Here is a 22,750-nt window from a genome sequence, read left to right on the forward strand (position 1 = left end):
TTGTAAGCGCTTTATCGACATAGGGGAAGGGGGAATTATTATGAAATCAAGTGTTGCAACAGCATGGGATATGCTTTGGAGGTCACACCGGGAAGCAAAAAAGCTGCTTTTGTTCGCTATGCCAGTCAAAGCTGGAAAAGATGCCGGGTTAAATATAAAGGCGGATCAGGCCATGAAAGACGAAAAGCCGCCAAGCTATAAAACGCCGCAAAAGATTGGTTTGCTTCTCGGGCCTGCACTGTTTTTCGCCGTCATTTTGTTCTTTTTTCCTGAGGGGCTGAGCTATGAAGGCCGCATGGTATTGGCGACTACTTTATGGGTGGCGGTTTGGTGGATCACGGAAGCTGTGCCGATTCCTGCGGCATCCCTGCTGCCGATCGTGCTGCTGCCGCTGACGGGAGCACTGGAAAGCTCTGCTGTCACAGCAAGCTATGGCGATCCGATCGTGTTTCTGTTTTTAGGAGGATTTCTCATTGCCCTTGCCATGGAGCGCTGGAATCTCCATAAACGGATTGCTCTTAACATTATTTTCGTCGTCGGCACCAGTACGTCAAGAATTGTTCTCGGGTTTATGGCTGCCACAGGATTTTTGTCCATGTGGGTTTCAAACACGGCCGCCGTTATGATGATGCTGCCAATTGGAACCGCTATCATCCATCAGGTATCAGCTGTCATGAAGTCTGAGAGAAAAGATCTGGCAGGGGAAGAAGCGAGATTCTCAAAGGCTCTCATCTTCAGCATCGGGTATGCGGGTACGATCGGCGGACTTGGTACACTGATTGGCACACCGCCAAACATTATTTTGGCAGCCAATATTCAAAAGCTCTACGGGGTTGAAGTCTCTTTCGGAGGCTGGATGGCCTTTGCCGTTCCGGTTGTTGTCGTTTTGCTTGTGGCGGTATGGCTGTACTTGACAAAGGTTGCACACCCGATCAAAATAAAACAGCTTCCAGGCGGAAAAGAATTAATTCTGGAAGAAAAAAGAAAGCTCGGGAACATTCGTTTTGAAGAAACAATGGTGCTGCTTGTGTTCGGATTTGCCGCATTTATGTGGGTGACGAGAACATTTTTATGGGAAGAGAGGATACCGGGCATCAATGATACAATGATTGCGATTTTTGCAGCTTCATTGCTTTTCCTCATCCCATCGCTGAATAAAGGCGGGAGGGTCTTGGACTGGAAGGTGTCAAAAGACTTGCCGTGGGGAATTCTGCTGTTGTTCGGCGGAGGGCTCGCGCTTGCAACGGGCTTTAAAGAAACGGGGCTGGCCGAATGGATCGGCGGACAGCTGACGATATTGGACGGGTTTAACTTTGTCATCATTGTCGTCATCTCAGCAACATTGGTGCTGTTTTTGACTGAAATCACGTCTAATACGGCCACGGCTACCATGATTTTGCCGGTGCTGGCATCGCTTGCTTTGGCGCTGAATGTGCATCCATTTGCGCTGATGGTGCCTGCCGCAATGGCGGCGAACTGTGCTTTCATGCTTCCGGTCGGAACGCCTCCGAATGCGATTATTTTCGCGTCGGGAAAATTAAAGATCAGCGAAATGGTCAGGACGGGCTTTGTCATTAACATCTTTACATTGATTTTAATTGTCGGGGCTGTGTTCTATATTCTTCCTCATCTTTGGGGAGTAGATTTGACCGTCTTTCCTGATCAGCTGAAATCAAATTAAATGAAAGTAAAGCCGGGCATGTTAGCGCCCGGCTTTATGTCATGATTTAGTCCGTCTGCCTAAGCTTGCATTTGATAATTCAGCAGCCATCTGACTCCATACTTGTCCGTCACATTCGCATGCAGCGCGCCCCAAAACGTTTTTTGCAATTCCAGAGCCGCGTGTCCGCCGCTTTTCAGCGCATCATACACCCGGCGGATTTCATCCTCATTTTCACACTCCAATGTAATGCCGACATGGTCTCCTTTTTCAACCTTTCCAAAAACGTCGGAGAAATGGATGATGCTGTTTCCGAGGTGAAGTTCGGCATGCAGATATTTTCCTTCATGTCCTTTGAACATCTCGATGCCGTCAGCAAGCTGAATATTTTGAACGTCTCCGCCCAGTGCTTCTTGATAATATGCGACTGCTTTTTTACAGCCGTCTATAAAGAGATAAGGATTTGCGCTTTTCAATCTGGATTCCTCCTTTTTTCTCAGTATACCCTAAGCCAAAGCAGATAAGAGAGGTGGTATAATGAGAATAAAAAGGATGATGACTGTGACTATGGCAGCATTGCCGCACCAATACCCATTTTTATTGGTTGACCGCGTTGTTGAAAATGACCCTGGCAAGTGGGCGAAAGGATATAAATTAATATCGGAAAACGACTGGTTTATAACAGATACCCAAAAGGACATGCCGTTTTCCCTTATCATCGAGGCCCTGGCGCAAATCGCGGCGTTCACCGCAATGGGGGATCATACCGGGCTCGGATTTCTTTCCTCTGTCAAAAAGGCTGAGTCCAGCGGCATGGCGCTTCCGGGAGACAAGCTTGATCTTTATTTTGAAGCGGTGCGCTATAAACGGGGATTTTTATTTGGGAAAGGACTGGCGTCTGTAAACGGCAGAAAGATTGCGGAAGCCGAACTGGGGATTTTTATGGAGAGTGGAAAATAAGAAAAGGCCGTCCGGTATTGCCGGCGGCCTTATGCTGCTTAACGTTATTTCTTCACGGAAATCGTGACATTGTTGCCGGAAGGGATAACTTTTGCGAAATCCTGTGTATCCACGACAGGTGTGACCGCCTTTTGGTCGATTGTGATATTGGTAAAAGAGGTTGAAAAGCCGGCTGTGATGGAAGACCGCTGGCTCTCAGACGATACCGCGGCGGTGGCAAGCGTTTTCCATTTTAAAAGGGTGCCGATGTTCGTTCCTTGAATTTCCATGATGATGCGTCCGGTATAGCCGTCATTGTTCGTTCCCCAGAAGGTCGCGCGGGTATTCCCATTCAAGTTCTTATAGATCGTCATTTGCACCGTGCTTCCAGGACGGAAGCCTTTATGATTTGTGAATTGTTCTTTCCCCTCGATATACGTTTCCTCATTTTTTGAACCGACCTTCATGAGCGGTTTCCAGACCTTGTAGACGGTGCTGTACTGAAGGCCGATATCTGACTCGGTTCCATTTTTCGCGCGGAAGCCGGAATAAATATAAGCGGTAGCGTTTTCGATTTGTATCGTATCGGGAAGCTTGATTTTAGCCGTGAAAACAGAGCCTGTACTGTTCAGATAGGCACGCCCGCCGATCCCATTAGGCAGCTGTGAAGCTGCTTTTGCGACTTGGGCGTCTGTACTTGGAAGGCCCGGGATGCCTCCTGAAAATGTTGTAAAAAGGACCGCTGTACCAACTGCACTTGCCATCAACCATTTTTTCAACAAAATTCCTCCTGTTCATTGTGTTATCAGTCTTAATTATACCGTTTTTTGGAATTCTGTTTGTGGAAATAAATCGACAAAATGTCGGATTCAGACCAATTTTGTAAATATGAAGTCCCTTCATTTGTGCTCAATCGACAAACAAAATGTATAGGTTTTATTATAAGATGATCCTTGAAGAACATCTGTTTTTTTATTTTCGCAGGCAAATGCCGCTAAAAACGATGAACGAATCGATGTGGGGGTTGGCAGAAATTTTGTTTCGACTTGATCAAATAAGTCATTCCTCTGTTCAATAAAAACCCATCACAAGTAACTTGTCCTGGGGAAAATCGATGCAGTTGGGTGAGCTGAAAATGCTGCCGACGTAAGTGCCGAACGATACTCCGATCTACATCTCCTTTCGTCAAACCAATGCAAAAAAGCAGATTCAGAGACTATAAAGCTGCTGTTTTTCGATATTCATCTACGTTATTAAAAAAATACGAATATTTTGTCATATTGTGAAAAATACAACTATTTAGTTGTATTTTAATCACCGAAAGGGGGTCATATTAAGAACAAATTTCAAAATATTATTAATATTTTGACGAATGGTAACAGTTATGGTGAATGTCATGTTTTAAAAAAGGACTATTGGAGTGAGATGTTGATGCGAAAGGGCTTTATTCCTAGGTCTTGCAAACTGCAGATCAAAAAAAGTTTTATGCTATTAGCTGTCTTTTTATTAGTCATCAGCAATCTGCTGACCGTTTTGCCTGAGCAGATCCATGCTGAGGATAATACCGGGGTAAGCCCGGCGGCAGATAACCCTTGCCCGGCACCTGTCGCGCTGATTAACGGAAGCTTTGAGCAAGGTGCTGCCAGAGGAACTGCCTATAATAATTCGGGTTACTTTTTTCATGAATCTGAGGTTCCTGGCTGGAAGACGACTGACGATGCCGTTGGTTATAAAGTCATTGAACTATGGAATTATGCAGAGAATCTCCCTGCATCCGTAAAAAATTTCCCTGCGCCTCCTGATGGAAACCGGTGGGCGGAATTAAATGCTTTTGAAAACGGTATGTTGTATCAAGACGTGAAGACAACGCCTGGACAAACGATTTATTGGCGCTTATCCCATATGGGGCGTGGAGGGGTTGACACGATGCAGGTCCGCATTGGTGCGGCAACTGCTAACCCATACGATACCGTGGTCCAAAAACAACTGTCTGATGGGAAAACTGCATGGGGAACCCATACAGGATCTTATACCGTCCCGGCAGGACAGACGACAACGCGATTTGGTTTTGAGGCGGTGAGTTCAGCCGGCGGAAGCTTAGGAGCCGGCAACTTTTTGGACGATATCTTCCTGGGCACAGAGCCGTGTGTCACGGCAAATAAGTCAGTTTCTCCACAGGGAGAAGTGCACGCCGGTGATGAGTTGACATATTCGGTTCAAGTCAAAAACGAAGGCGGAGATATCGCCGCCGGTGCGAACTTCACTGACCTAATCCCAGAGGGCACGAAATATGTCCCTGGATCGTTAAAATTGATCAACGGTTCAACAACCAAAAATCTAACTGATGCTTCGGACAGCGATGAAGGCCATTTTGACGGCAGCAAGGTAAACGTGAAACTAGGGAATTTGCCTAATACAACCGACCTGCCTAATGGAGTCACCGTCCAATTTAAAGTGAAAACGCTGACGGATTATGCGGTTACAAAAGTTAACAACAAGGCGCAAATCAACTACAAAAATTTGTTAACGAATAAAAATGATCAAACGGAATCAAATGAAGTGACGACACCGATCATTTTTAATGAGCCTAAACTTGAATCAAAGAAAACGTCAGCTATTCAAGAAAAAGCAGCTGGAAACACGGATGCCGATCACCCGGAAGTGGGAGATACGCTTCTTTATACGATTCAGACCCGAAATACCTCTCAAGACAGCCTGGTGAAAAATCTCGCGATCTCAGACGCGATTCCGGAAGGACTGGAGTATGTCCCGGGCACACTGAAAGTAGACGGCACTGCGGTGAGCGATGCTCAAGACGGTGATAAGGGACATTACGCCAATGGCAAAGCAGCGGGCTTGTTCGGGGATGTCAAGGACACCGAATGGCATACCGTGACATTCGAAGCGAAGGTAAAGTCCGGCCAAGCTGGTAAGGATATTGTCAACACCGCAAACGTCACGGGAGACAATATTGACACTCCTGATAAGCCTAATCACGAAGTCAAAGTCTATCCGCGAAATCCGGAGTTGGAGTCAAAGAAAACGGCAGCCATTCAGGAAAAAGCGGAAGGTAATACAGACGCAGACCATCCTGAAGTAGGGGATACGCTTCTGTACACGATTCAGACTCGAAATATTTCCGAAGACAGTCTTGTCAAAAATCTCGTCATTTCTGATGCAATTCCGGAAGGACTGGAATACGTCCCGGGTACCTTGAAAGTGGACGGCACTGCAGTAAGTGACGCCCAAGACGATGACCAGGGCTTTTATGCCGACGGCAAAGTGGATGGTCAATTCGGTGATATAACCGACATGAAATGGAATAATGTGACATTTGAAGTGAAGGTGCTGCCTGGACAAGCGGGAAAAGATATTGTTAATACGGCAAACGTCGGCGGCGACAATGTTGACAAGCCTAATAAACCAAACCACGAAGTCAAAGTATATCCGCGCGATCCTGTGTTAGAGTCGGAAAAAACGGCGAAGAATCTGGATGCAGACAAGGATAAATTTGAAGTAGGCGACACAGTTGTCTACACCATCAAGACCCGAAATAAAATTACTGAAAGCAATGTGGAAGATCTGTCCATTTCAGATGAACTTCCAGCCGGCCTCACGTATGTCGAAGGCAGCTTAAAAGCAAGCCATAGCGGCAAAGCGACAATCGAAGGCGGCAAAATCACAGCGAACTTTGGCGATGTCACCGACACCGAGTGGCGGACAGTGACATTCCAAGCGAAGATCGAGTCCGGCTATGTGGGTAAAACGATTGAAAACGTCGCAGATGTCGACGGCGGGAACATCGATGATCCTGATAAGCCGGGAACAGACATTAAAGTTGATCCGAAAGACCCTAAGCTTGAATCAAAGAAAACAGCAAACCTTCAAGAAAAAGCGGAAGGAAACACGGATGAAGCTCATCCCGAAGTGGGAGACACCCTTCTTTACACGATCCAGACTCGAAACACGATCGATGACAGCCTGGTGAAAAATCTCGTCATCTCAGATGTGATTCCTGAAGGACTTGAATATGTTCAAGGTACATTAAAAGTGGACGGTACAGCGGTGAGCGATGCCCAGGATGATGATCAAGGCCATTATGCCCATGGCAAGGCGGCAGGCCAGTTTGGCGATGTCACTGACACGAAGTGGCATACGGTGACATTCGAAGTGAAAGTCAAAGCCGGTCAAGCGGGCAAAGATATTGTCAATACGGCGAAAGTCGGCGGCGACAATGTTGATACTCCTGATAAGCCGAACCACGAAGTCAAAGTATATCCGCGTGATCCTGTGTTAGAGTCGGAAAAAACGGCGAAAAACCTTGATTCAAACAAGGAGAAGTATGAAGCAGGCGACACGGTGGTTTACACGATTAAAACCCGCAACACGGTAACGGACAGTAAGGTTGAAAATCTCGTCATTTCAGACGAAATTCCAGCCGGCCTCACATATGTGGAAGGCAGCTTAAAAGCAAGCAACGGCGGGGAAGTGAAATTTGAAAACGGCAAGATCACAGCGAACTTTGGCGATGTCACCGACACCGAGTGGCGGACAGTGACATTCCAAGCGAAGATCGAGTCCGGATATTCCGGCAAAACGATTGAAAACGTAGCAACCGTTGACGGCGGAAACGTCGATGATCCTGATAAGCCGGGAACAGACATCAAAGTTGATCCGAAAGACCCTAAGCTTGAATCAAAGAAAATAGCGAAGAACCTTGATGCAGAAAAGGACAAGTATGAAGCGGGAGACACGGTAGTCTACACGATTAAAACCCGCAACACGGTAACGGACAGCCGAGTGGAAAACCTGACGATTTCGGATGAACTTCCGTTCGGTCTGACATATGTAGAAGGAAGTTTAAAAGTAAGCCACGGCGGTGAAGGAACATTTGAAGATGGCAAGGTTAAAGCGAATTTCGGCGATGTGAGCGATACCGAGTGGCGGACAGTGACATTCCAAGCGAAAGTAGAATCAGGCTATGCGGGCAAAACAATTAAAAACGTGGCAGTCGTAGACGGCGGAAATGTCGATGATCCTGATAAACCGGGAACAGACATCACGGTCGAATCGAAGAAGCCGGAAAAGCCGAATGAACCTAATGAACCAGCTAAACCGGAAAAGCCAAGCAAATCAGAGCCTAAGGATACAGAGCAAAAGACAGATGGAAGAAATGAGCTTCCGGATACGGCAACAAATATGTTTAACTTGCTTCTTGCGGGCTTTGTGCTGCTGGGAGCCGGGGCAGGCCTTTGGTATTTTAGAAGAAAACGAAATGTCTAGAACAAAATTGTTTTAGAGTTGGAAGGGTCGCTAAATCAACAATTTGGCGACCCTTTTCTTATGCTTTTGAACAAGTTGGGAAAATGAAAATATCAATACATATATTAATACAAGCCGGCCATCTTTAACACATGACAATTCCGCCAAATTTTCACCATTAGAAAAGTCGATGAATTGTCTCGGTTTGTTTTCTGATATGTTAAGAGGTTTTGACTATATTGCGGAGGCGCTGCTTTTATTCAGCCCAATTTTGCGGATCTGAAGTCCTGTTATTTGTGCTCAAACAGCAAACGGAATAAAAACATTTTATTGTAAGATGACAGCAAGGAGGATATTGAGATGATCACTGAGAAACGCCCGGCCAATCTGCTCCAATATTTAGTCCGTGTGAAAGAAGCTACGATGCATCAGCTGATCGATCATTTTCAATTAACAAAACGCCAAATCTATTATGATTTTGAAAAAATCAATCATTGGCTGGCCGGGAACAAGCTTCCCCAAATTGAATATAAAAGAAAAAACACGGTGGTCGTTCCGGAAGAAGTGCTTCAATTAACAAGAAATCGAACAGGAGCAGACGGAAAATATTCCTTTATTTTCACCCAGGAAGAACGAATCAAAGCTCTTTACATCTTCCTCTTTATCAGGCGAGAGCCGATTTCATCCGCTCATCTGACACAGCTGTTGCAGGTCAGCAAAAACACGGTAATGAATGATGTAAAAAAAGCAAATGAAGCGTTACATCCATTTTTGGTCGCCGTCGGCTATACGAGGCATCAGGGCTATCATTTAAAAGGAAGCGAATTCGACAAAAGGGTTCCTGTCATGCATTACCTGTCTTCTTTTTTGCGAAAGCCGTACGGAAAAAAAATGCTTCGGTATATTTTAAAAACCTCCGGGGCATCGGGCGGCACAGAGGGCATAAAAACAGCGATCGATTCTATATCCGAAGAATTCCATCTTCAGTTTGTTGAAGAAAGGCTGAATGAATTTATCCATTTCCTAAAGCTGTATTCCCTCAGAGTGGCAGAGGGCAAGGTGATCCAGCTTCATCAGGAAGAAAAAGAAATGTTAAAGCAAAATCCGTTGAGATTCGCGGCAGAAAAGCTATTGGAAAAACTGTACATCCCAACATACAAAACAGAAGTATGCTATGTCATGATCCAGCTTTTAGGACTTTCTTTTGGAAGCCGCTCAGCAGACGATCCTCTTTTTCAGATGTGCGAAAAGCTTGTTCTCGAATTTGAATCAAGAGCCTGCATTACCTTCTCAAAGCGAAATGAAGTGGCTGAATCCCTATACCGCCACATAAAGCCGGCGTATTTCAGGATGAAATACCGCATTCCAATCCACAATCCTCTATTAAATAAAATAAAAAAAGATCATAAAGAATTGTATACGATCGTGCAAAAGCTCGTTCAGCCGTTTGAATCTTGTCTGAACATTCCGATACCGGAAGAAGAAATCGGTTTTATTACGATTCACTTCTGTGCAATGCTTGAAAAACCCATACAGACAAATTCGTTCAAAAAGACAGCTGTCATCATTTGTCCGGGCGGGGTCAGTTCATCACTTATGGTCAAACGCCAGCTTGAGTCTTTGTTTTCCGAAATTTGTGTAGAAAAGACGCTGTCTTTACAAGAATACACACCCGAGCTCTTTGACCAGTATGACGCGGTGTTTTCTACCATTGAACTTGAGACGGAAAGGCATTATTACATAGCCGAGCCGCTAATGACCCCCGCTGAAAAGAGCAGGCTTGTCAATGAAGTGTATCAGAATCTGTTTGGCATCAAGCAAAGAGAAATACTGACAGAGGAGTTTATTGAACTGCTCAATAAACACGTCCGCATCATTGATGAAAAAGGGCTGAGAGACTCATTGAAAGATATTGTGTTCCTGCAAAAAGCAACGGAAATAAGGAGGAAACGACCAGTGCTGAAAGAGCTGTTGACAGATGAAACCATTCAAATGGCCGATCAAATCACAGGCTGGGAAGAAGCGATCAAAAAAGCGGCAAAACCTTTGCTCGATAAGGAGGTGATTCAAGAAGAATACACAGACGCCATGATCGACAATGTCAAAACGATGGGTCCTTATATGATCATCGGCCCGGAGATTGCCATTCCTCATGCGCGGCCTGAAATGGGCGTGAACAAAGTAGGGATGAGCCTGCTGAAGCTGAAAAAGCCCGTCTATTTTTTAGATGATAAACAATACCCTGTAAAGCTTTTGTTTTGTATTGCGGCCGTTGATCAAACCACACATTTGAAGGCGCTTTCACAACTGACTCGCCTCCTCAGCAATAAAGATAATCAGAATGTCTTGAAGGAAACTGAATCAATGGAGCGTGTAAGAGATTTAATCAAAGCATATTCATCCTATTAAAACAGGAGGTTTTCACTATGAAAATATTGGCGGTTTGCGGATCAGGCCTTGGCAGCAGCTTTATGCTTGAAATGAACATTCAGGATATTTTAACGGAACTTGGAACAGAAGGCATAGAGGTCAATCATTCTGATTTAAGCTCGGCATCGCGTGATCAGGCGGATTTATTTGTCGTCGCCAAAGATATTGCCGAAGGTGCATCCCATTTGGGAGACATGGTCGTGCTTGAAAGCATCATCGATAAGGATGAACTGAAAACAAAACTGGTAAAAACATTGCAGGACAAAGGAGTGCTTTAAAAACAGAAAGGAGAGTTGCAAATGGGTGAAAGAGCACTGAAGCTGATCGTGGATGTTTTAAGCCAGCCCGCCGTTTTAATAGCAATCATTTCTCTTATTGGGCTTATCCTTCAGAAAAAGCCTGCCAATGAAGTTGTGAAAGGGACGACGAAATCATTTTTAGGTTTTATCGTCATCTCGGCCGGTGCCGGGATTCTTGTAAACTCGCTCGAACCGTTTGGGAAAATGTTTCAGGCGGCCTTTCATGTTAACGGCGTTGTCCCGAACAATGAAGCGATTGTCGCCATGGCCCTTAACGAATACGGCACGGCAACAGCGCTGATCATGTTTTTTGGGATGTTTGCCAACATCTTAATCGCCCGTTTTACAAGATTAAAATATATTTTTTTGACAGGACACCATACATTGTACATGGCTTGTTTAATCGCAGTGATTTTGGCGGTCGCAGGTTTGAAAGGACCGCTCTTGATCGGCGTCGGCGCAGTTTCGCTCGGTCTGGCAATGGGGATATTTCCGGCAACCGTTCAGCCGTTTATGAGAAAAATAACAGGCAATGACAAAGTTGCTTTCGGCCATTTTTCATCGATCGGCTATTGTTTGTCAGGATTAATTGGAAAAGCTGTCGGAAAAGGCTCGCGTTCAACGGAAGATATCCGTTTTCCAAAAGGCCTCGGCTTTTTAAGGGACAGTTCTGTCAGCATTGCGCTTACCATGACCGTACTGTACGTTTTCATTGCATTATTTGCGGGGGCCGGCTATGTCGAAGGCGAGCTGAGCGGTGGTACGCATTACCTTGTATTCTCAGTCATTCAGGCGGTTACGTTTGCGGCAGGGGTGTTTATCATCCTTTCAGGCGTCAGACTTGTGCTCGCAGAGATCGTCCCGGCTTTTAAAGGAATATCCGACAAGCTTGTGCCCGATTCCAAACCTGCGCTTGATTGCCCGATCATTTTTCCGTACGCGCCAAACGCGGTATTGCTCGGCTTTTTTTGTAGCTTTGCGGGAGGAATCACCGGTATGTTCATTCTCGGTGCAGCCGGAGCCGTCATCATTCTTCCCGGAGTGGTTCCCCACTTCTTTACGGGTGCCTCGGCCGGGGTGTTTGGAAATGCGGCCGGAGGCATAAGAGGAGCAGTCTTGGGTTCCTTTGTCAACGGGCTGATCATCACGTTCTTCCCTGTATTTCTTCTGCCTGTCATGGGTGATTTAGGGGTTGCCAATACGACATTTTCTGATACCGATTTTGCCGCGACAGGTATTGTTCTTGGAAATGCGGTGAAGCTGCTCGGCCCGGCCGGGATCACTATTGGCATAGCAGCTGTCGCAGCCGTTAGTGTCCTGCTCGGCTTTAGACAAAAAAAGCAGCCGGAATCCGATCAGAAAGCTGAAGCTTAAAGGAGGGGTTTGATGCGTGAAATCGCTCGCTTATGCAGCCAAATCAGGCTGCTGACGCTGAAACAGCTGCATCATCTTGGTTTTGGCCATTATGGAGGAAGCCTGTCAATCGCTGAAGTGTTAGCCGTATTGTATGGAAAGGTCATGAAATTTGACCCCGCAAATCCGGCCTGGGAAGAAAGAGACTATTTTATCTTGTCAAAAGGGCACGGCGGACCTGCGCTTTATGCGGCGCTGCATCTGTCAGGATTTTTTGAGGAAGAGGTTCTCTATACATTGAATCAAAACGGCACGGCTCTTCCGTCACACCCTGATCGGAATTTAACGGCGGGAGTCGATATGACGACGGGATCACTCGGGCAGGGGATTTCAGCCGCGGTTGGCGCCGCGCTCTCGCACAAGCTTTCCGGCCGGCCAAACCGCACCTTTGTCATTGTCGGCGACGGAGAACTGAATGAAGGGCAATGCTGGGAAGCCGTTCAGTTTGCGGCCCATCATAAGCTCCACAACCTTTATGTGTTCGTAGACGATAATAAACAGCAGCTTGACGGACCGACAAAAGATATTATCGACCCGTTGGATTTTGTCCGTAAATTTGAGGCTTTCGGGTTTTATTCCGAAAGAGTGAACGGACATGATACAGCGGCAATCTTTGATTCGATTGAAAGGGGAGGGGCGCAGCGGGAAAAACCGGCTGCCATCATCCTTGATACAGTGAAAGGCAAAGGTGTCCCATATTTTGAAAGAATGGATAACAGCCATCATATTAGAGCGAATGACGAACAAAACCTCCTGATTGAGAAGAGCATCCGTGAGCTTGAAGAAAAGGGAGTGAGGACATGAGCCAGCCGTCAGCCGTGGGAGAGCTTGACGCGATTGAAATGAGGCAGGCCTACAGCTCAGTCATTTTCGAAATGGCAAAGGAAAACAAGGAGATCATTGCTTTGGAAGCGGATTTGATGAGTTCGATCTCCATGGATAAAATCAAACGGAAAATTCCGGAGCAAGTCATCAATTGCGGTGTAATGGAAGCTAATATGATAGGGGTGGCCGCCGGGCTGTCCCTGACCGGGAAAATTCCGTTTGTCCATACGTTCGCCCAGTTTGCGACAAGGCGCTGTTTTGACCAGCTGTTTGTCTCAGGAGCCTATGCCAAAACGAACATTAAAATTTTCGGATCTGATTCAGGGATTACCGCTGAACATAACGGTGGAACCCATATGGCTTTTGAAGATTTGGGCCTGGTCCGCCTGATTCCAGGTGCATTTGTATATGAAGCAAGTGATGCGGCCATGCTGGCCTTTCTTTTGAAGAAAATAGCCGGAGAATACGGGATTCACTATATCCGTTCGATGAGGAAAAAAGCGGTCAAACTTTATGGTGAACATGAAACATTTGAAGGCGGAAAAGCAAAAGTGCTGAAAGATGGGAGTGACGCGGCGCTTTTTGCCAGCGGAATCATGGTTGCTGAAGCGTTAAAAGCATCTGAACTGCTAAAGGCAAAAGGCATAGAGGCTGCGGTCATCGACATGTACTGCATGAAGCCGATCGACAAAGAAACCGTGATCCATTATGCAGAAAAAACAAAAGCGGTTGTCACTGCTGAAAATCATAATGTCATCGGCGGCTTGGGCAGCGCAGTTGCGGAAGTGCTGAGTGAACATTGTCCGGTTCCTCTTAAGAGAATCGGGGTGCACGAAGCATTCGGACAGGTCGGGGATACGGATTATTTGAAAGAATTTTATCATTTGACTGCGGAACATATTGCTCAGGCGGCTGTACAGCTTGTTTAGGAAACTCTTTGTCCTGGCCGATTTTTATATTAGAATAGATAGAAGCCTAAAAAAGTGGAGGTATCTGAATATCGTGTCAGTCAGTCAAAGAGATCGAATCGATGTGAAGCTTGTAGCATTGGATATGGATGGGACGTTGTTGAATGATGAACAGACCATTTCAGATGAAAATAGAAAAGCGATTAAAGAAGCCGAAGAAAAAGGGGTTTATGTCGTGGTCAGCACCGGACGGACCCTGATGACGTGCCGCGAATTGGCAGAGTCTTTGGAGCTGTCTTCATATTTGATCACGGCAAACGGAAGTGAAATCTGGGATTCTTCCTTTAACTTAGTCGAACGCCAGCTGCTCCATCCCGATCATGTGCAGATGATGTGGGATTTGCGGAATACGCACAATACCGATTTCTGGGCGTCCAGTGTCGATAAAGTGTGGAGAGGCGAGTTTCCCGAAGATATACAGTCTTATGAATGGCTGAAATTCGGGTTCGACATTCCGGATGATGATGTCAGGAATCGGGTCTTGGAGGAGCTGAAAAAGAACAAAGAACTCGAAGTCACAAATTCCAGTCCGACCAATATTGAAGTAAACGCCCTCGGCATTAATAAAGCAGCTGCTTTGGCAAAAGTGTCCGAGCGCCTCGGCTTTACAATGGAAAATGTGATGGCTGTTGGCGACAGCTTAAATGACATCGCCATGATCAAAGAGGCCGGATTGGGCGTCGCAATGGGGAACGCTCAGGACATCGTCAAGGAAACAGCAGACTGGATTACAGATCAAAATACAGAACACGGCGTCGCCAAAGCGATCAGACATTGGGTATTGTCTTAGCCGATAAAAAGAGCCTCAGGTCGGGCTCTTTTTTTGTTGGACAGCAAAACATTCATGCTTCTCAAAACTTCTTATCAAACGCGTGAAGAGCGCTTCTTCGACCGCAAATTTTTAGGAAAATCGATTTATTTTATGTTAGGTTTTCTAACAATGTGATGCCAAGAAGGAAAATCCCTGATATAATCATTCTAAGTTTGATTATTCGGAATTAAGGTTCCGAAAATCGGAACAAAAAGGGATATACTAAAATTCGATGAATTGCGGCATCAATAAATAGGGGGGACTATGATGAATCTTGTTGATTTAAACTGTGATCTTGGAGAAAGTTTCGGCGCCTACAAAATAGGACTTGATGAGGATATTCTCGAATTTGTCACATCGGCCAATATTGCTTGCGGATTTCATGCCGGAGATCCGGGCGTCATGCGGAAAACCGTTGAGATGGCTGCTGAAAAAGGGGTTCAAATCGGCGCGCATCCCGGTCTTCCGGATTTAGCGGGATTCGGCCGGAGAAATATGGCCATTACGCCAGATGAAGCATATGATCTCGTTGTTTATCAAATTGGCGCACTGTCCGGATTTTTAAAAGCCGAAGGCGTTAAGATGCAGCATGTAAAGCCTCATGGTGCACTTTATAATATGGCTGCAAAGAGCAGAGAACTATCGGATGCGATTGCTCATGCGGTCTATAAAACAGACCCCGACCTGATTTTGTTCGGATTGGCGGGAAGTGAGCTCGTGCTTGCGGGAGAAAGAGCCGGTTTGAAAACGGCGCATGAAGTGTTTGCTGACCGTACATATCAAGAAGACGGGACACTGACCTCCCGTTTGCAGGATGATGCGCTGATTCAAGATGATGATGAAGCGGTTGCTCAAGTGATCCGTATGGTCAAGGAAGGAAAAGTCCGCAGTCTGCAGGGGACTGATGTCGGTCTTAAAGCAGATACGATATGTATTCACGGCGATGGCGCACATGCGCTGCAGTTTGCGCAAAAAATCCGCCGGGAACTAAAGTTTTCAGATATTAATGTACAAGCTTTTTCAACATGATGCTGACAAAAGGAGGAATACAATTTGAAGCAAAACAAAAAAGCAAAGGGCGCTTCTAGCAACTGGACATTATTATTGGGAGCGGCTTTTTTAATGGCCACATCCTCAATTGGACCAGGCTTTTTGACGCAAACCACAGTTTTCACCCAAAGCTTAGCCGCAAGCTTCGGCTTTGTCATCTTGGTGTCCATTATTTTAGATATCTTTGCCCAAACCAATGTGTGGAGAATTATCGCTGTTTCTGAAAAAAGAGGCCAGGAAATCGCCAACCTTGTCTTTCCTGGGCTTGGCTATGTGATCGCCTTTCTCGTCGTTCTCGGAGGGCTTGCCTTTAATATCGGCAACATTGGAGGCGCGGGTCTTGGACTGCAGGTTTTATTCGGAATCACGCCTCAGACAGGAGCCATTATCAGCGCCGTCATCGCCATTCTGATTTTCGTCATTAAAGAAGCAGGAAAAGCGATGGACCGATTTACGCTGATCGCGGGCTTTGTCATGATTCTGTTAACCGTGTATGTAGCTGTCACAACAGGGCCGCCGGTCGGAGAAGCGCTGTCAAAGACGGTCATGCCTGATAAAATCGATATTCTTGCGATCGTCACGCTTGTCGGCGGAACGGTCGGCGGATACATTACGTTCGCCGGGGGACACCGTTTGCTTGATGCCGGTGTAAAAGGAAAGGATTCAATACCTGAAGTGACGAAAAGTTCTGTTTCCGGCATTTTTATTACTTCTATCATGAGAATTGCACTTTTCCTTGCTGTACTCGGTGTTGTGTCGAAAGGCCTCCAGATTAATCCGGATAACCCGCCGGCTTCTGTATTCCAGCTTGCTGCCGGAAATGTCGGCTATAAAATCTTTGGTCTTGTCATGTGGGGGGCTGCCGTTACATCCGTCATCGGCGCCGCTTATACATCGGTATCTTTCTTTAAAACGTTTTCGCCTAAAATTGAAAAAAATACCAATCTCATTATTATCATCTTTATTATTGTCTCAACGCTCTGCTTTGTAACGATCGGAAAACCAGTCAATCTTCTGGTCCTTGCTGGTGCGTTAAATGGGTTGATCCTCCCGATCGCTCTGGGCTCCCTCTTAATCGGCGCCCATAAAAAGAATGTTGTCGGAGATTACAGACATCCGGTTTGGCTGACGATTCCCGGCATTATCGTCGTGGTTGTTATGGCGGCTATGGGAGGCTATACACTGATCAATCAAATTCCTAAGCTATGGGGATGATATCGTTGCAAAACTTAAATGTGATGCGTCCTGAAGAAGTCCGCGGATTGATCCGGCAGGGCAGACTTTCAGAACCGACGGCCGGCATGGCCGCGGGCTACACTCAGGCGAATTTGGTTATTTTGAAAAAGGAGCTGGCCTTTGAATTTCTGTTGTTTTGCCAGCGGAATCAAAAGCCCTGTCCGATTCTGGATGTCACAGATCCAGGTTCCCCCGTCCCGTCTATCGTAGCGCCAGGCGCCGATATTCGCACCGATTTTCCGAAATACCGCGTGTACAATAGCGGGAAACTGACGGAAGAAGTAACAGATATCTCACCGTTATGGGAGGACGATATGGTCGGCTTTTTAATCGGCTGCAGCTTCACATTCGAACAAGCGTTGTTAAACAACGGTATTCCCGTCAGACACATTGAAGAAAAGCGAAATGTTCCGATGTATCAAACGAATATTCCATGTGTACAGGCGGGCCGTTTTCAAGGACCGATGGTCGTCAGCATGCGGCCGATTCCGGAAGAACAGGTAGTGCGGGCCGTTCAGGTTACATCAAGGTTTCCCGCCGTCCACGGAGGTCCGGTTCATATTGGCCGTCCTGAAGCCATCGGTATTCAAGACATCGCCAACCCTGATTTCGGTGACGCGGTGACGATCAAAGAAGGGGAAGTTCCGGTATTTTGGGCATGCGGTGTTACACCACAGGCTGTCGCTATGCATGTGAAGCCGGAGCTGATGATTACACATTCACCGGGTCATATGCTGATCACGGATGTGCGGGATGAACAGTTTGGTGTTTGATAACATGTAAAATCAATACAGATCAGTTTGTCTGTATTGATTTTTGATTTAGGGGAGTGGTGTAGAATTGAAAAATGTATCTGGTGTAAAAATGGCGCCGCTCGGGGACTCTGCGGTCATCATTCAGCTTGGAACCGACATAAATGAACAGACACAGCTTTTGGCAAGTGCCCTGACAAAACAACTTGAAAACGATCCGTTCCCAGGCTTCATTGAATGTGTACCAGCTTTCACGAGCGTAACCGTTTTTTATCATCCTTTTGAAGTATATCAACAGATGAAGAACAGCACGTCTTTTGATTCTCCGTATGAAAAGGTTAAAACCCTCATCAAAAAAAGCATCCAAGAGCTGACGATAGAAGAAGAAGCAGAAAAACGCACGGTTGAAATTCCCGTCTGCTATGGAGGCCGTTTCGGTCCCGATTTGGAGGAAGTGGCCCGGATCAACGGTCTGACTCCAAAAGAAGTGATTGACATCCACACAGCAGGTGAATACCTCGTATATATGATCGGCTTCGCGCCGGGATTCCCTTATTTAGGCGGTATGTCGGAAAAAATAGCTGCGCCGCGGCGATCTTCTCCGCGGACTTCTATTCCGGCTGGTTCAGTGGGAATCGCCGGCATGCAGACAGGTGTCTATCCATTATCAACACCAGGCGGCTGGCAGCTGATCGGCAACACGCCTCTTGATTTATTCAGGCCTCATGAACAGCCTCCAAGTCTCCTGAAAGCTGGAGATATGGTGAAATTTGTCAGCGTGACAGAAGAGGAGTACGAAAGGTTGAAGGAGGGAGAATCGTGAGCATAGAAGTATTAAAGCCCGGCCTCATGACGACGGTTCAAGATCTGGGTCGCACCGGATTTCAAAAGTATGGCATCCTTGTAAGCGGGGCAATGGATGCGGATTCCTTGCGCCTAGCCAATATGCTGGCTGGAAACAAGCAGAACGAAGCGGCGCTTGAAGTGACGCTGATGGGGCCGGGTCCGTCTCTCCGCTTTCAGAAAACAGCTCTGATAGCGGTGGCAGGAGCCGATTTTTCCCTGACTGTAAATGATGAAGAAGCTCCGCTGTGGAGGCCCGTCTTGGTTGAAGAAGGAAGCATCATCACATTTGGGATGTGCAGGCGGGGCAGCCGCGCATATATGGCGGTCGCCGGTGGAATCGACGTTCCGCCAGTCATGAACAGCAAAAGCACATATGTAAGAGCCGGAATCGGCGGCTGCAAAGGAAGACAATTGCAGAAAGGCGATTCTTTAACAGCCGGTGAGCTGACAGCTTTATCAGAAAACATCATAGAGAAGCTAAGGGCTCAAATGAATCCGCACGGATTTGCGACCCCCAATTGGGCTGTAGACCGCCAATATTTTCTTCCGTTAAAGAAAAATCAGGCGATTCGCGTGATAAAAGGGGAACAATTCAGCCGCTTTACCCAGTCCTCGCAGGAAACTTTTTTCGGAGAGCCTTTCCGGGTCACGGCCAAATCTGATCGGATGGGATACCGTCTGCAAGGGGAAGCCCTTCAACTCGAAAGCCCGCTGGAAATGATCTCTGAAGCCGTATCTTTCGGAACGATCCAGGTTCCGCCTGACGGCAACCCGATCGTGCTTCTTGCAGACAGGCAGACAGCCGGAGGGTATCCGAGAATCGCCCACATCATTTCAGCCGACTTATCTGCTGTTACACAGATGATGCCGGGAGAGCAAGTGCAATTTCAGCTTATCGGCCTGCATGAAGCAGAACGGCTCTACATTGAACGCGAGACAAAAATCAGCGAACTTGCCGCCCGCTTAAAGCTTGAATACATGTTATGATGTGTATCAGGAGGGGGAAGGGATGGAAAACAGAAATAAAACGGTTGTTAAAGCTATGACCCTGCTCAATCTGTTTTTGACGAGAAAACGGCTCTCGCTTAATGACATGATTGAGCTTACGGGTATGCCGAAAACATCTGTGTATCGTATGGTTTGCTCTCTTGAAGAAATGGGGTTTCTTGATCGTGATCAAAATGGGATGTATGCCTTAGGTTTGTTATTTTTGCAATACGGCCAGCTTGTTTCAGAAAGATTGGATATTCGAAAAATCGCTTTGCCCATTATGGAAGAACTCCGGGATGAAGTGGACGAAGCCGTCCATTTGATCGTCAGACAGGGAAATGAAGCGATGTACATAGAGAAAATAGAAGGCACGCAGACCGTTCGCCTCTACACGGCTATCGGGAGAAGATCTCCTTTATATGCCGGAGCTTGCGCGAGAAGCATCCTGACGTTTTTGCCGAAGGAGGAGCGGGAAGCCTATATCGAAAAAATCGAATTGGAGCCGATGGCGTCTGGAACAATCCGCGATAAGGACGAGCTTGTCCGCGTGATTGAGGAGTCATACCGAAACGGGTGCACCGTCAGCCATTCAGAGCTTGAAGACTATACATCCGCCATCGCTGCACCGATTTTCAACCATAAGCGCCAGATAGCTGCGGGAATCAGCATAGCCGGATTTGAAGCCCGCTTTCAAAAAGACCGCCTTCCTTATTTAACGGAAAGAGTGAAAAAGGCGGCGCTTGATATTTCAAGAAAGCTAGGTTTTTAAAGAAAGAGAAGAAGAGTATCCTTTTTCACTTCTGCCGAGTACATATATGGTAGCCGTCACACTAAAGTGACATAGCCGGAGGGGGAAAGGATATGACGCTTCAATATACGGCTCTCGGCGATTCTTTAACTGTCGGAGTCGGCGCCGGTTTTTTTGCACCGGGGTTTGTTCAGCGCTACAAAAGAAAGATGGAAGAGGATTTGCAGCAGGACGTTTCCTTAGTGGTGTTTGCCAAATCAGGTCTTAAGACGGCGGAAATTCTCGAGATGCTTGATCAGCCATTCATCAGGGAGCAAGTCAAAAAGGCGGATGTCATCACCATAACGGGCTGTGGCAATGATCTGCTTCAATCCTTGGACATTTACGAAAAAGAACAGGATGAACACGTTTTTTGGGAAGCATCCTCGCATTGCCAGAAAAACTACTCAGACATGCTGGCGAGAATCGAGGAAATAAAGGGAGCCGAACATTCGAACTTCATTGTCAGGCTGCTCAATCTTTATAATCCGTTTCCAAACATCGAATTGGCTGAAAAATGGATTTCCGGTTTTAACAGGCATTTAAAACAGCTGGAGACAGCGCCGCAAATCAAGGTTATCGATACTTATGCCGTATTTAAAGGGCATGAAAGAGAATACTTGTCATTTGATCAGGTTCACCCGAACGGCAGAGGGTATGAAGCGATGGCAGAAAAGCTGAGAGCGGCCGGTTATGGGCCGTTGGACAACTAAACATTTTTAAGAAAGATCTTCTGGTCAAAGAAGGTCTTTTTTTATGCCTTCGTATAACCTCAAGCGTCCGCCCCTGTAGTTTCCGCGAGTCGATGACGGCATTCGAAGACACACTAAAAAAGGAAACTATTAAATTTTGTCACACCGCTACTGCCAAAGTGGCGTTTTCTTTCAATTGAGACGAGGCTGTAAGCGTTTTAGTATAAAAACAGGGGGCGACATTATTCGACATCATTTTTTATCACTTGCTTTAAAGGACAACAAAGGAGGTTATGAAATGGAAGATAAACAAAATAAAGATTTCAAAGTAAAGATTCAACGTTTCGGAAGCTATCTGAGCGGAATGATCATGCCGAATATCGGCGCATTCATCGCATGGGGCATCATCACCGCCTTATTTATTCCGACGGGCTGGTTGCCGAATGAAGCACTTGGTACATTGGTTGACCCGATGATTAAATATTTGCTGCCGCTTCTGATCGGCTATACGGGCGGTAAGATGATTTACGATCACCGCGGCGGAGTCGTCGGGGCGACGGCAGCAATCGGAGTGATTGTCGGTGCTGATATTCCGATGTTTCTCGGGGCGATGATCATGGGGCCGTTAGGCGGTTATCTGATCAAACAGACGGACAGGCTCTTCAAAGATAAAGTCCGGTCAGGCTTTGAAATGCTGATTAACAACTTTACGGCCGGGATTCTCGGATTTATTCTGACCGTCCTCGGGTTTTTGGCGATTGGTCCGGTTGTTCTCGGCTTGAATAAAACATTGGCTGCGGGTGTGGAAGTGATCGTCAATGCGAATCTGCTGCCTTTGGCAAGCATTTTTGTAGAACCGGCAAAAGTTCTTTTCCTGAACAATGCGATTAACCACGGTATTTTAAGCCCGATTGGGATTGAAGAGGCGGCCAAAACAGGAAAGTCAATTTTATTCCTGCTTGAAGCCAATCCCGGACCTGGTCTCGGCATCCTTTTGGCCTATATGGTATTCGGCAGGGGGACATCAAAGCAAACCGCTCCCGGAGCTGCGGTGATCCATTTCCTTGGCGGAATTCACGAAATTTACTTCCCTTATATCCTGATGAAACCGCTTTTAATATTAGCGGCGATAGCAGGGGGAGCAAGCGGTGTACTGACTTTCTCCATCTTTAACGCGGGATTGGCGGCCGTTCCTTCTCCTGGAAGCATCATCGCGATTTTGGCTATGACGCCGAAAGGGAACCACATCGGCATCATTCTCGGCGTTCTGGTCGCGGCGGCTGTGTCATTCATTGTGGCATCACTCATTCTCAAAACGTCTAAAGCTGCTGAAGAAGAGGACTTAACAGCAGCTGCGGAAAAGGTGCAGCAAATGAAAGGGAAGAAGAGTCAAGCCGTCTCAGCCTTGACTTCGGCTGAACAAACAGAGGAAACCGCTTCCGACTACAAAAACGTCGGAAAAATCATCTTTGCATGTGATGCAGGGATGGGGTCGAGTGCAATGGGAGCGTCCATCTTGAAAAACAAAGTCAAAAAAGCTGAACTCGACATCGACGTATCCAATACGTCAATCAACAATCTGCCGGATGATGCTGATATCGTCATCACGCACAAAGACTTGACAGAGCGTGCAAAGACTAAGCTTCCAAACGCCAAGCATATATCAGTCGAAAATTTTCTAAACAGCCCAAAATACGACGAACTGATCGATCAGCTTAAACAATAAACAATCTGACAACCTGGCTGAGCCTGCTCAGTCAGGCTCACACAACAAGTAAGAAAGAGAGTGA

At 46.5% G+C, this 22,750-nt stretch carries 19 protein-coding genes; 17 read left to right on the forward strand and 2 right to left on the reverse strand.

Annotation, left to right across the window (positions count from 1 at the left end; all coding sequences use genetic code 11):
• The first annotated feature begins 40 nt into the window (after positions 1–40).
• Positions 41–1,681, forward strand: a complete 1,641-nt coding sequence (locus BTA30_RS10510; protein ID WP_076761207.1) for an SLC13 family permease — start codon at positions 41–43, stop codon at positions 1,679–1,681.
• A 59-nt stretch (positions 1,682–1,740) separates the two neighbouring features.
• Here the strand turns inward: BTA30_RS10510 and BTA30_RS10515 are convergent, their stop codons facing one another.
• Positions 1,741–2,136 carry a VOC family protein gene (locus tag BTA30_RS10515; RefSeq protein WP_076761208.1) on the reverse strand — a complete coding sequence of 132 codons (396 nt, stop codon included), beginning with the start codon at positions 2,134–2,136 and terminating at the stop codon, positions 1,741–1,743.
• Between the two features lie 61 nt (positions 2,137–2,197).
• Here BTA30_RS10515 and BTA30_RS10520 point away from each other — a divergent pair, with 61 nt between their 5' ends.
• Positions 2,198–2,620: a 3-hydroxyacyl-ACP dehydratase FabZ family protein gene (locus tag BTA30_RS10520; RefSeq protein WP_076761209.1), complete on the forward strand. Its 423-nt coding sequence runs from the start codon at positions 2,198–2,200 to the stop codon at positions 2,618–2,620.
• Positions 2,621–2,664: 44 nt separating this feature from the next.
• Here BTA30_RS10520 and BTA30_RS10525 read toward each other — a convergent pair whose 3' ends face one another.
• Positions 2,665–3,381, reverse strand: coding sequence for a YrpD family protein (locus tag BTA30_RS10525; protein WP_125921359.1), 717 nt, complete (start codon positions 3,379–3,381; stop codon positions 2,665–2,667).
• A 649-nt stretch (positions 3,382–4,030) separates the two neighbouring features.
• Here BTA30_RS10525 and BTA30_RS10530 point away from each other — a divergent pair.
• From BTA30_RS10530 to BTA30_RS10600, 15 genes are all read left to right on the forward strand, one after another.
• Positions 4,031–7,882 carry an isopeptide-forming domain-containing fimbrial protein gene (locus BTA30_RS10530; RefSeq protein ID WP_076761211.1) on the forward strand — a complete coding sequence of 1,284 codons (3,852 nt, stop codon included), beginning with the start codon at positions 4,031–4,033 and terminating at the stop codon, positions 7,880–7,882.
• A gap of 339 nt (positions 7,883–8,221) precedes the next feature.
• Positions 8,222–10,270, forward strand: coding sequence for a BglG family transcription antiterminator (locus BTA30_RS10535; RefSeq protein WP_076761212.1), 2,049 nt, complete (start codon positions 8,222–8,224; stop codon positions 10,268–10,270).
• A 17-nt stretch (positions 10,271–10,287) separates the two neighbouring features.
• Positions 10,288–10,569 carry a PTS sugar transporter subunit IIB gene (locus BTA30_RS10540; RefSeq protein WP_076761213.1) on the forward strand — a complete coding sequence of 94 codons (282 nt, stop codon included), beginning with the start codon at positions 10,288–10,290 and terminating at the stop codon, positions 10,567–10,569.
• Positions 10,570–10,590: 21 nt separating this feature from the next.
• Positions 10,591–11,964, forward strand: coding sequence for a PTS ascorbate transporter subunit IIC (ulaA, locus tag BTA30_RS10545; protein WP_076761214.1), 1,374 nt, complete (start codon positions 10,591–10,593; stop codon positions 11,962–11,964).
• A 12-nt stretch (positions 11,965–11,976) separates the two neighbouring features.
• The gene (locus tag BTA30_RS10550; protein ID WP_076761215.1) at positions 11,977–12,807 is read left to right on the forward strand and encodes a transketolase; all 831 of its coding nucleotides are present in this window, start codon (positions 11,977–11,979) and stop codon (positions 12,805–12,807) included.
• A complete protein-coding gene (locus BTA30_RS10555; protein WP_076761216.1) occupies positions 12,804–13,757 on the forward strand; it encodes a transketolase family protein in 954 nt (317 codons plus the stop codon). The genes BTA30_RS10550 and BTA30_RS10555 overlap by 4 nt, the downstream gene beginning before the upstream one ends.
• Before the next feature lie 73 nt (positions 13,758–13,830).
• Positions 13,831–14,586 carry a Cof-type HAD-IIB family hydrolase gene (locus BTA30_RS10560; RefSeq protein ID WP_076761217.1) on the forward strand — a complete coding sequence of 252 codons (756 nt, stop codon included), beginning with the start codon at positions 13,831–13,833 and terminating at the stop codon, positions 14,584–14,586.
• Positions 14,587–14,874: 288 nt separating this feature from the next.
• Complete coding sequence (gene pxpA, locus BTA30_RS10565; RefSeq protein WP_076761218.1) at positions 14,875–15,636, forward strand: 5-oxoprolinase subunit PxpA; 762 nt, start codon at positions 14,875–14,877, stop codon at positions 15,634–15,636.
• Between the two features lie 24 nt (positions 15,637–15,660).
• Complete coding sequence (locus BTA30_RS10570) at positions 15,661–16,872, forward strand: NRAMP family divalent metal transporter (RefSeq protein ID WP_076761219.1); 1,212 nt, start codon at positions 15,661–15,663, stop codon at positions 16,870–16,872.
• Entirely contained in the window at positions 16,863–17,666 is an 804-nt protein-coding gene (locus tag BTA30_RS10575; RefSeq protein WP_076761220.1) for a putative hydro-lyase, read from the forward strand. Before BTA30_RS10570 ends, BTA30_RS10575 begins: the two co-directional genes overlap by 10 nt.
• 91 nt (positions 17,667–17,757) lie before the next feature.
• Positions 17,758–18,468, forward strand: a complete 711-nt coding sequence (pxpB, locus tag BTA30_RS10580; RefSeq protein WP_076761317.1) for a 5-oxoprolinase subunit PxpB — start codon at positions 17,758–17,760, stop codon at positions 18,466–18,468.
• Positions 18,465–19,478 carry a 5-oxoprolinase subunit C family protein gene (locus BTA30_RS10585; protein ID WP_076761221.1) on the forward strand — a complete coding sequence of 338 codons (1,014 nt, stop codon included), beginning with the start codon at positions 18,465–18,467 and terminating at the stop codon, positions 19,476–19,478. Before pxpB ends, BTA30_RS10585 begins: the two co-directional genes overlap by 4 nt.
• Before the next feature lie 22 nt (positions 19,479–19,500).
• On the forward strand, positions 19,501–20,250 hold the full coding sequence (locus tag BTA30_RS10590; RefSeq protein WP_076761222.1) for an IclR family transcriptional regulator: 750 nt from the start codon (positions 19,501–19,503) through the stop codon (positions 20,248–20,250).
• 92 nt (positions 20,251–20,342) lie between these two features.
• Positions 20,343–20,981 carry a GDSL-type esterase/lipase family protein gene (locus BTA30_RS10595; RefSeq protein WP_076761223.1) on the forward strand — a complete coding sequence of 213 codons (639 nt, stop codon included), beginning with the start codon at positions 20,343–20,345 and terminating at the stop codon, positions 20,979–20,981.
• Between the two features lie 277 nt (positions 20,982–21,258).
• Positions 21,259–22,686 (forward strand): PTS mannitol transporter subunit IIBC, encoded by a 1,428-nt coding sequence (locus BTA30_RS10600; protein WP_076761224.1) that lies wholly within the window; start codon positions 21,259–21,261, stop codon positions 22,684–22,686.
• The last annotated feature ends 64 nt before the right edge of the window (positions 22,687–22,750 follow it).

It is taken from the genome of Bacillus swezeyi (assembly GCF_001969815.1).
Taxonomy (GTDB): domain Bacteria; phylum Bacillota; class Bacilli; order Bacillales; family Bacillaceae; genus Bacillus; species Bacillus swezeyi.

What these genes read in the sequence shown, in the direction of transcription:
- BTA30_RS10510 (WP_076761207.1), top strand. Translation starts at nt 41, where the DNA reads ATGAAATCAAGTGTTGCAACAGCATGGGATATGCTTTGGAGGTCACAC.
- BTA30_RS10520 (WP_076761209.1), top strand. Translation starts at nt 2,198, where the DNA reads ATGAGAATAAAAAGGATGATGACTGTGACTATGGCAGCATTGCCGCAC.
- BTA30_RS10530 (WP_076761211.1), top strand. Translation starts at nt 4,031, where the DNA reads ATGCGAAAGGGCTTTATTCCTAGGTCTTGCAAACTGCAGATCAAAAAA.
- BTA30_RS10535 (WP_076761212.1), top strand. Translation starts at nt 8,222, where the DNA reads ATGATCACTGAGAAACGCCCGGCCAATCTGCTCCAATATTTAGTCCGT.
- BTA30_RS10540 (WP_076761213.1), top strand. Translation starts at nt 10,288, where the DNA reads ATGAAAATATTGGCGGTTTGCGGATCAGGCCTTGGCAGCAGCTTTATG.
- ulaA (WP_076761214.1), top strand. Translation starts at nt 10,591, where the DNA reads ATGGGTGAAAGAGCACTGAAGCTGATCGTGGATGTTTTAAGCCAGCCC.
- BTA30_RS10550 (WP_076761215.1), top strand. Translation starts at nt 11,977, where the DNA reads ATGCGTGAAATCGCTCGCTTATGCAGCCAAATCAGGCTGCTGACGCTG.
- BTA30_RS10555 (WP_076761216.1), top strand. Translation starts at nt 12,804, where the DNA reads ATGAGCCAGCCGTCAGCCGTGGGAGAGCTTGACGCGATTGAAATGAGG.
- pxpA (WP_076761218.1), top strand. Translation starts at nt 14,875, where the DNA reads ATGAATCTTGTTGATTTAAACTGTGATCTTGGAGAAAGTTTCGGCGCC.
- BTA30_RS10575 (WP_076761220.1), top strand. Translation starts at nt 16,863, where the DNA reads ATGGGGATGATATCGTTGCAAAACTTAAATGTGATGCGTCCTGAAGAA.
- pxpB (WP_076761317.1), top strand. Translation starts at nt 17,758, where the DNA reads ATGGCGCCGCTCGGGGACTCTGCGGTCATCATTCAGCTTGGAACCGAC.
- BTA30_RS10590 (WP_076761222.1), top strand. Translation starts at nt 19,501, where the DNA reads ATGGAAAACAGAAATAAAACGGTTGTTAAAGCTATGACCCTGCTCAAT.
- BTA30_RS10595 (WP_076761223.1), top strand. Translation starts at nt 20,343, where the DNA reads ATGACGCTTCAATATACGGCTCTCGGCGATTCTTTAACTGTCGGAGTC.
- BTA30_RS10600 (WP_076761224.1), top strand. Translation starts at nt 21,259, where the DNA reads ATGGAAGATAAACAAAATAAAGATTTCAAAGTAAAGATTCAACGTTTC.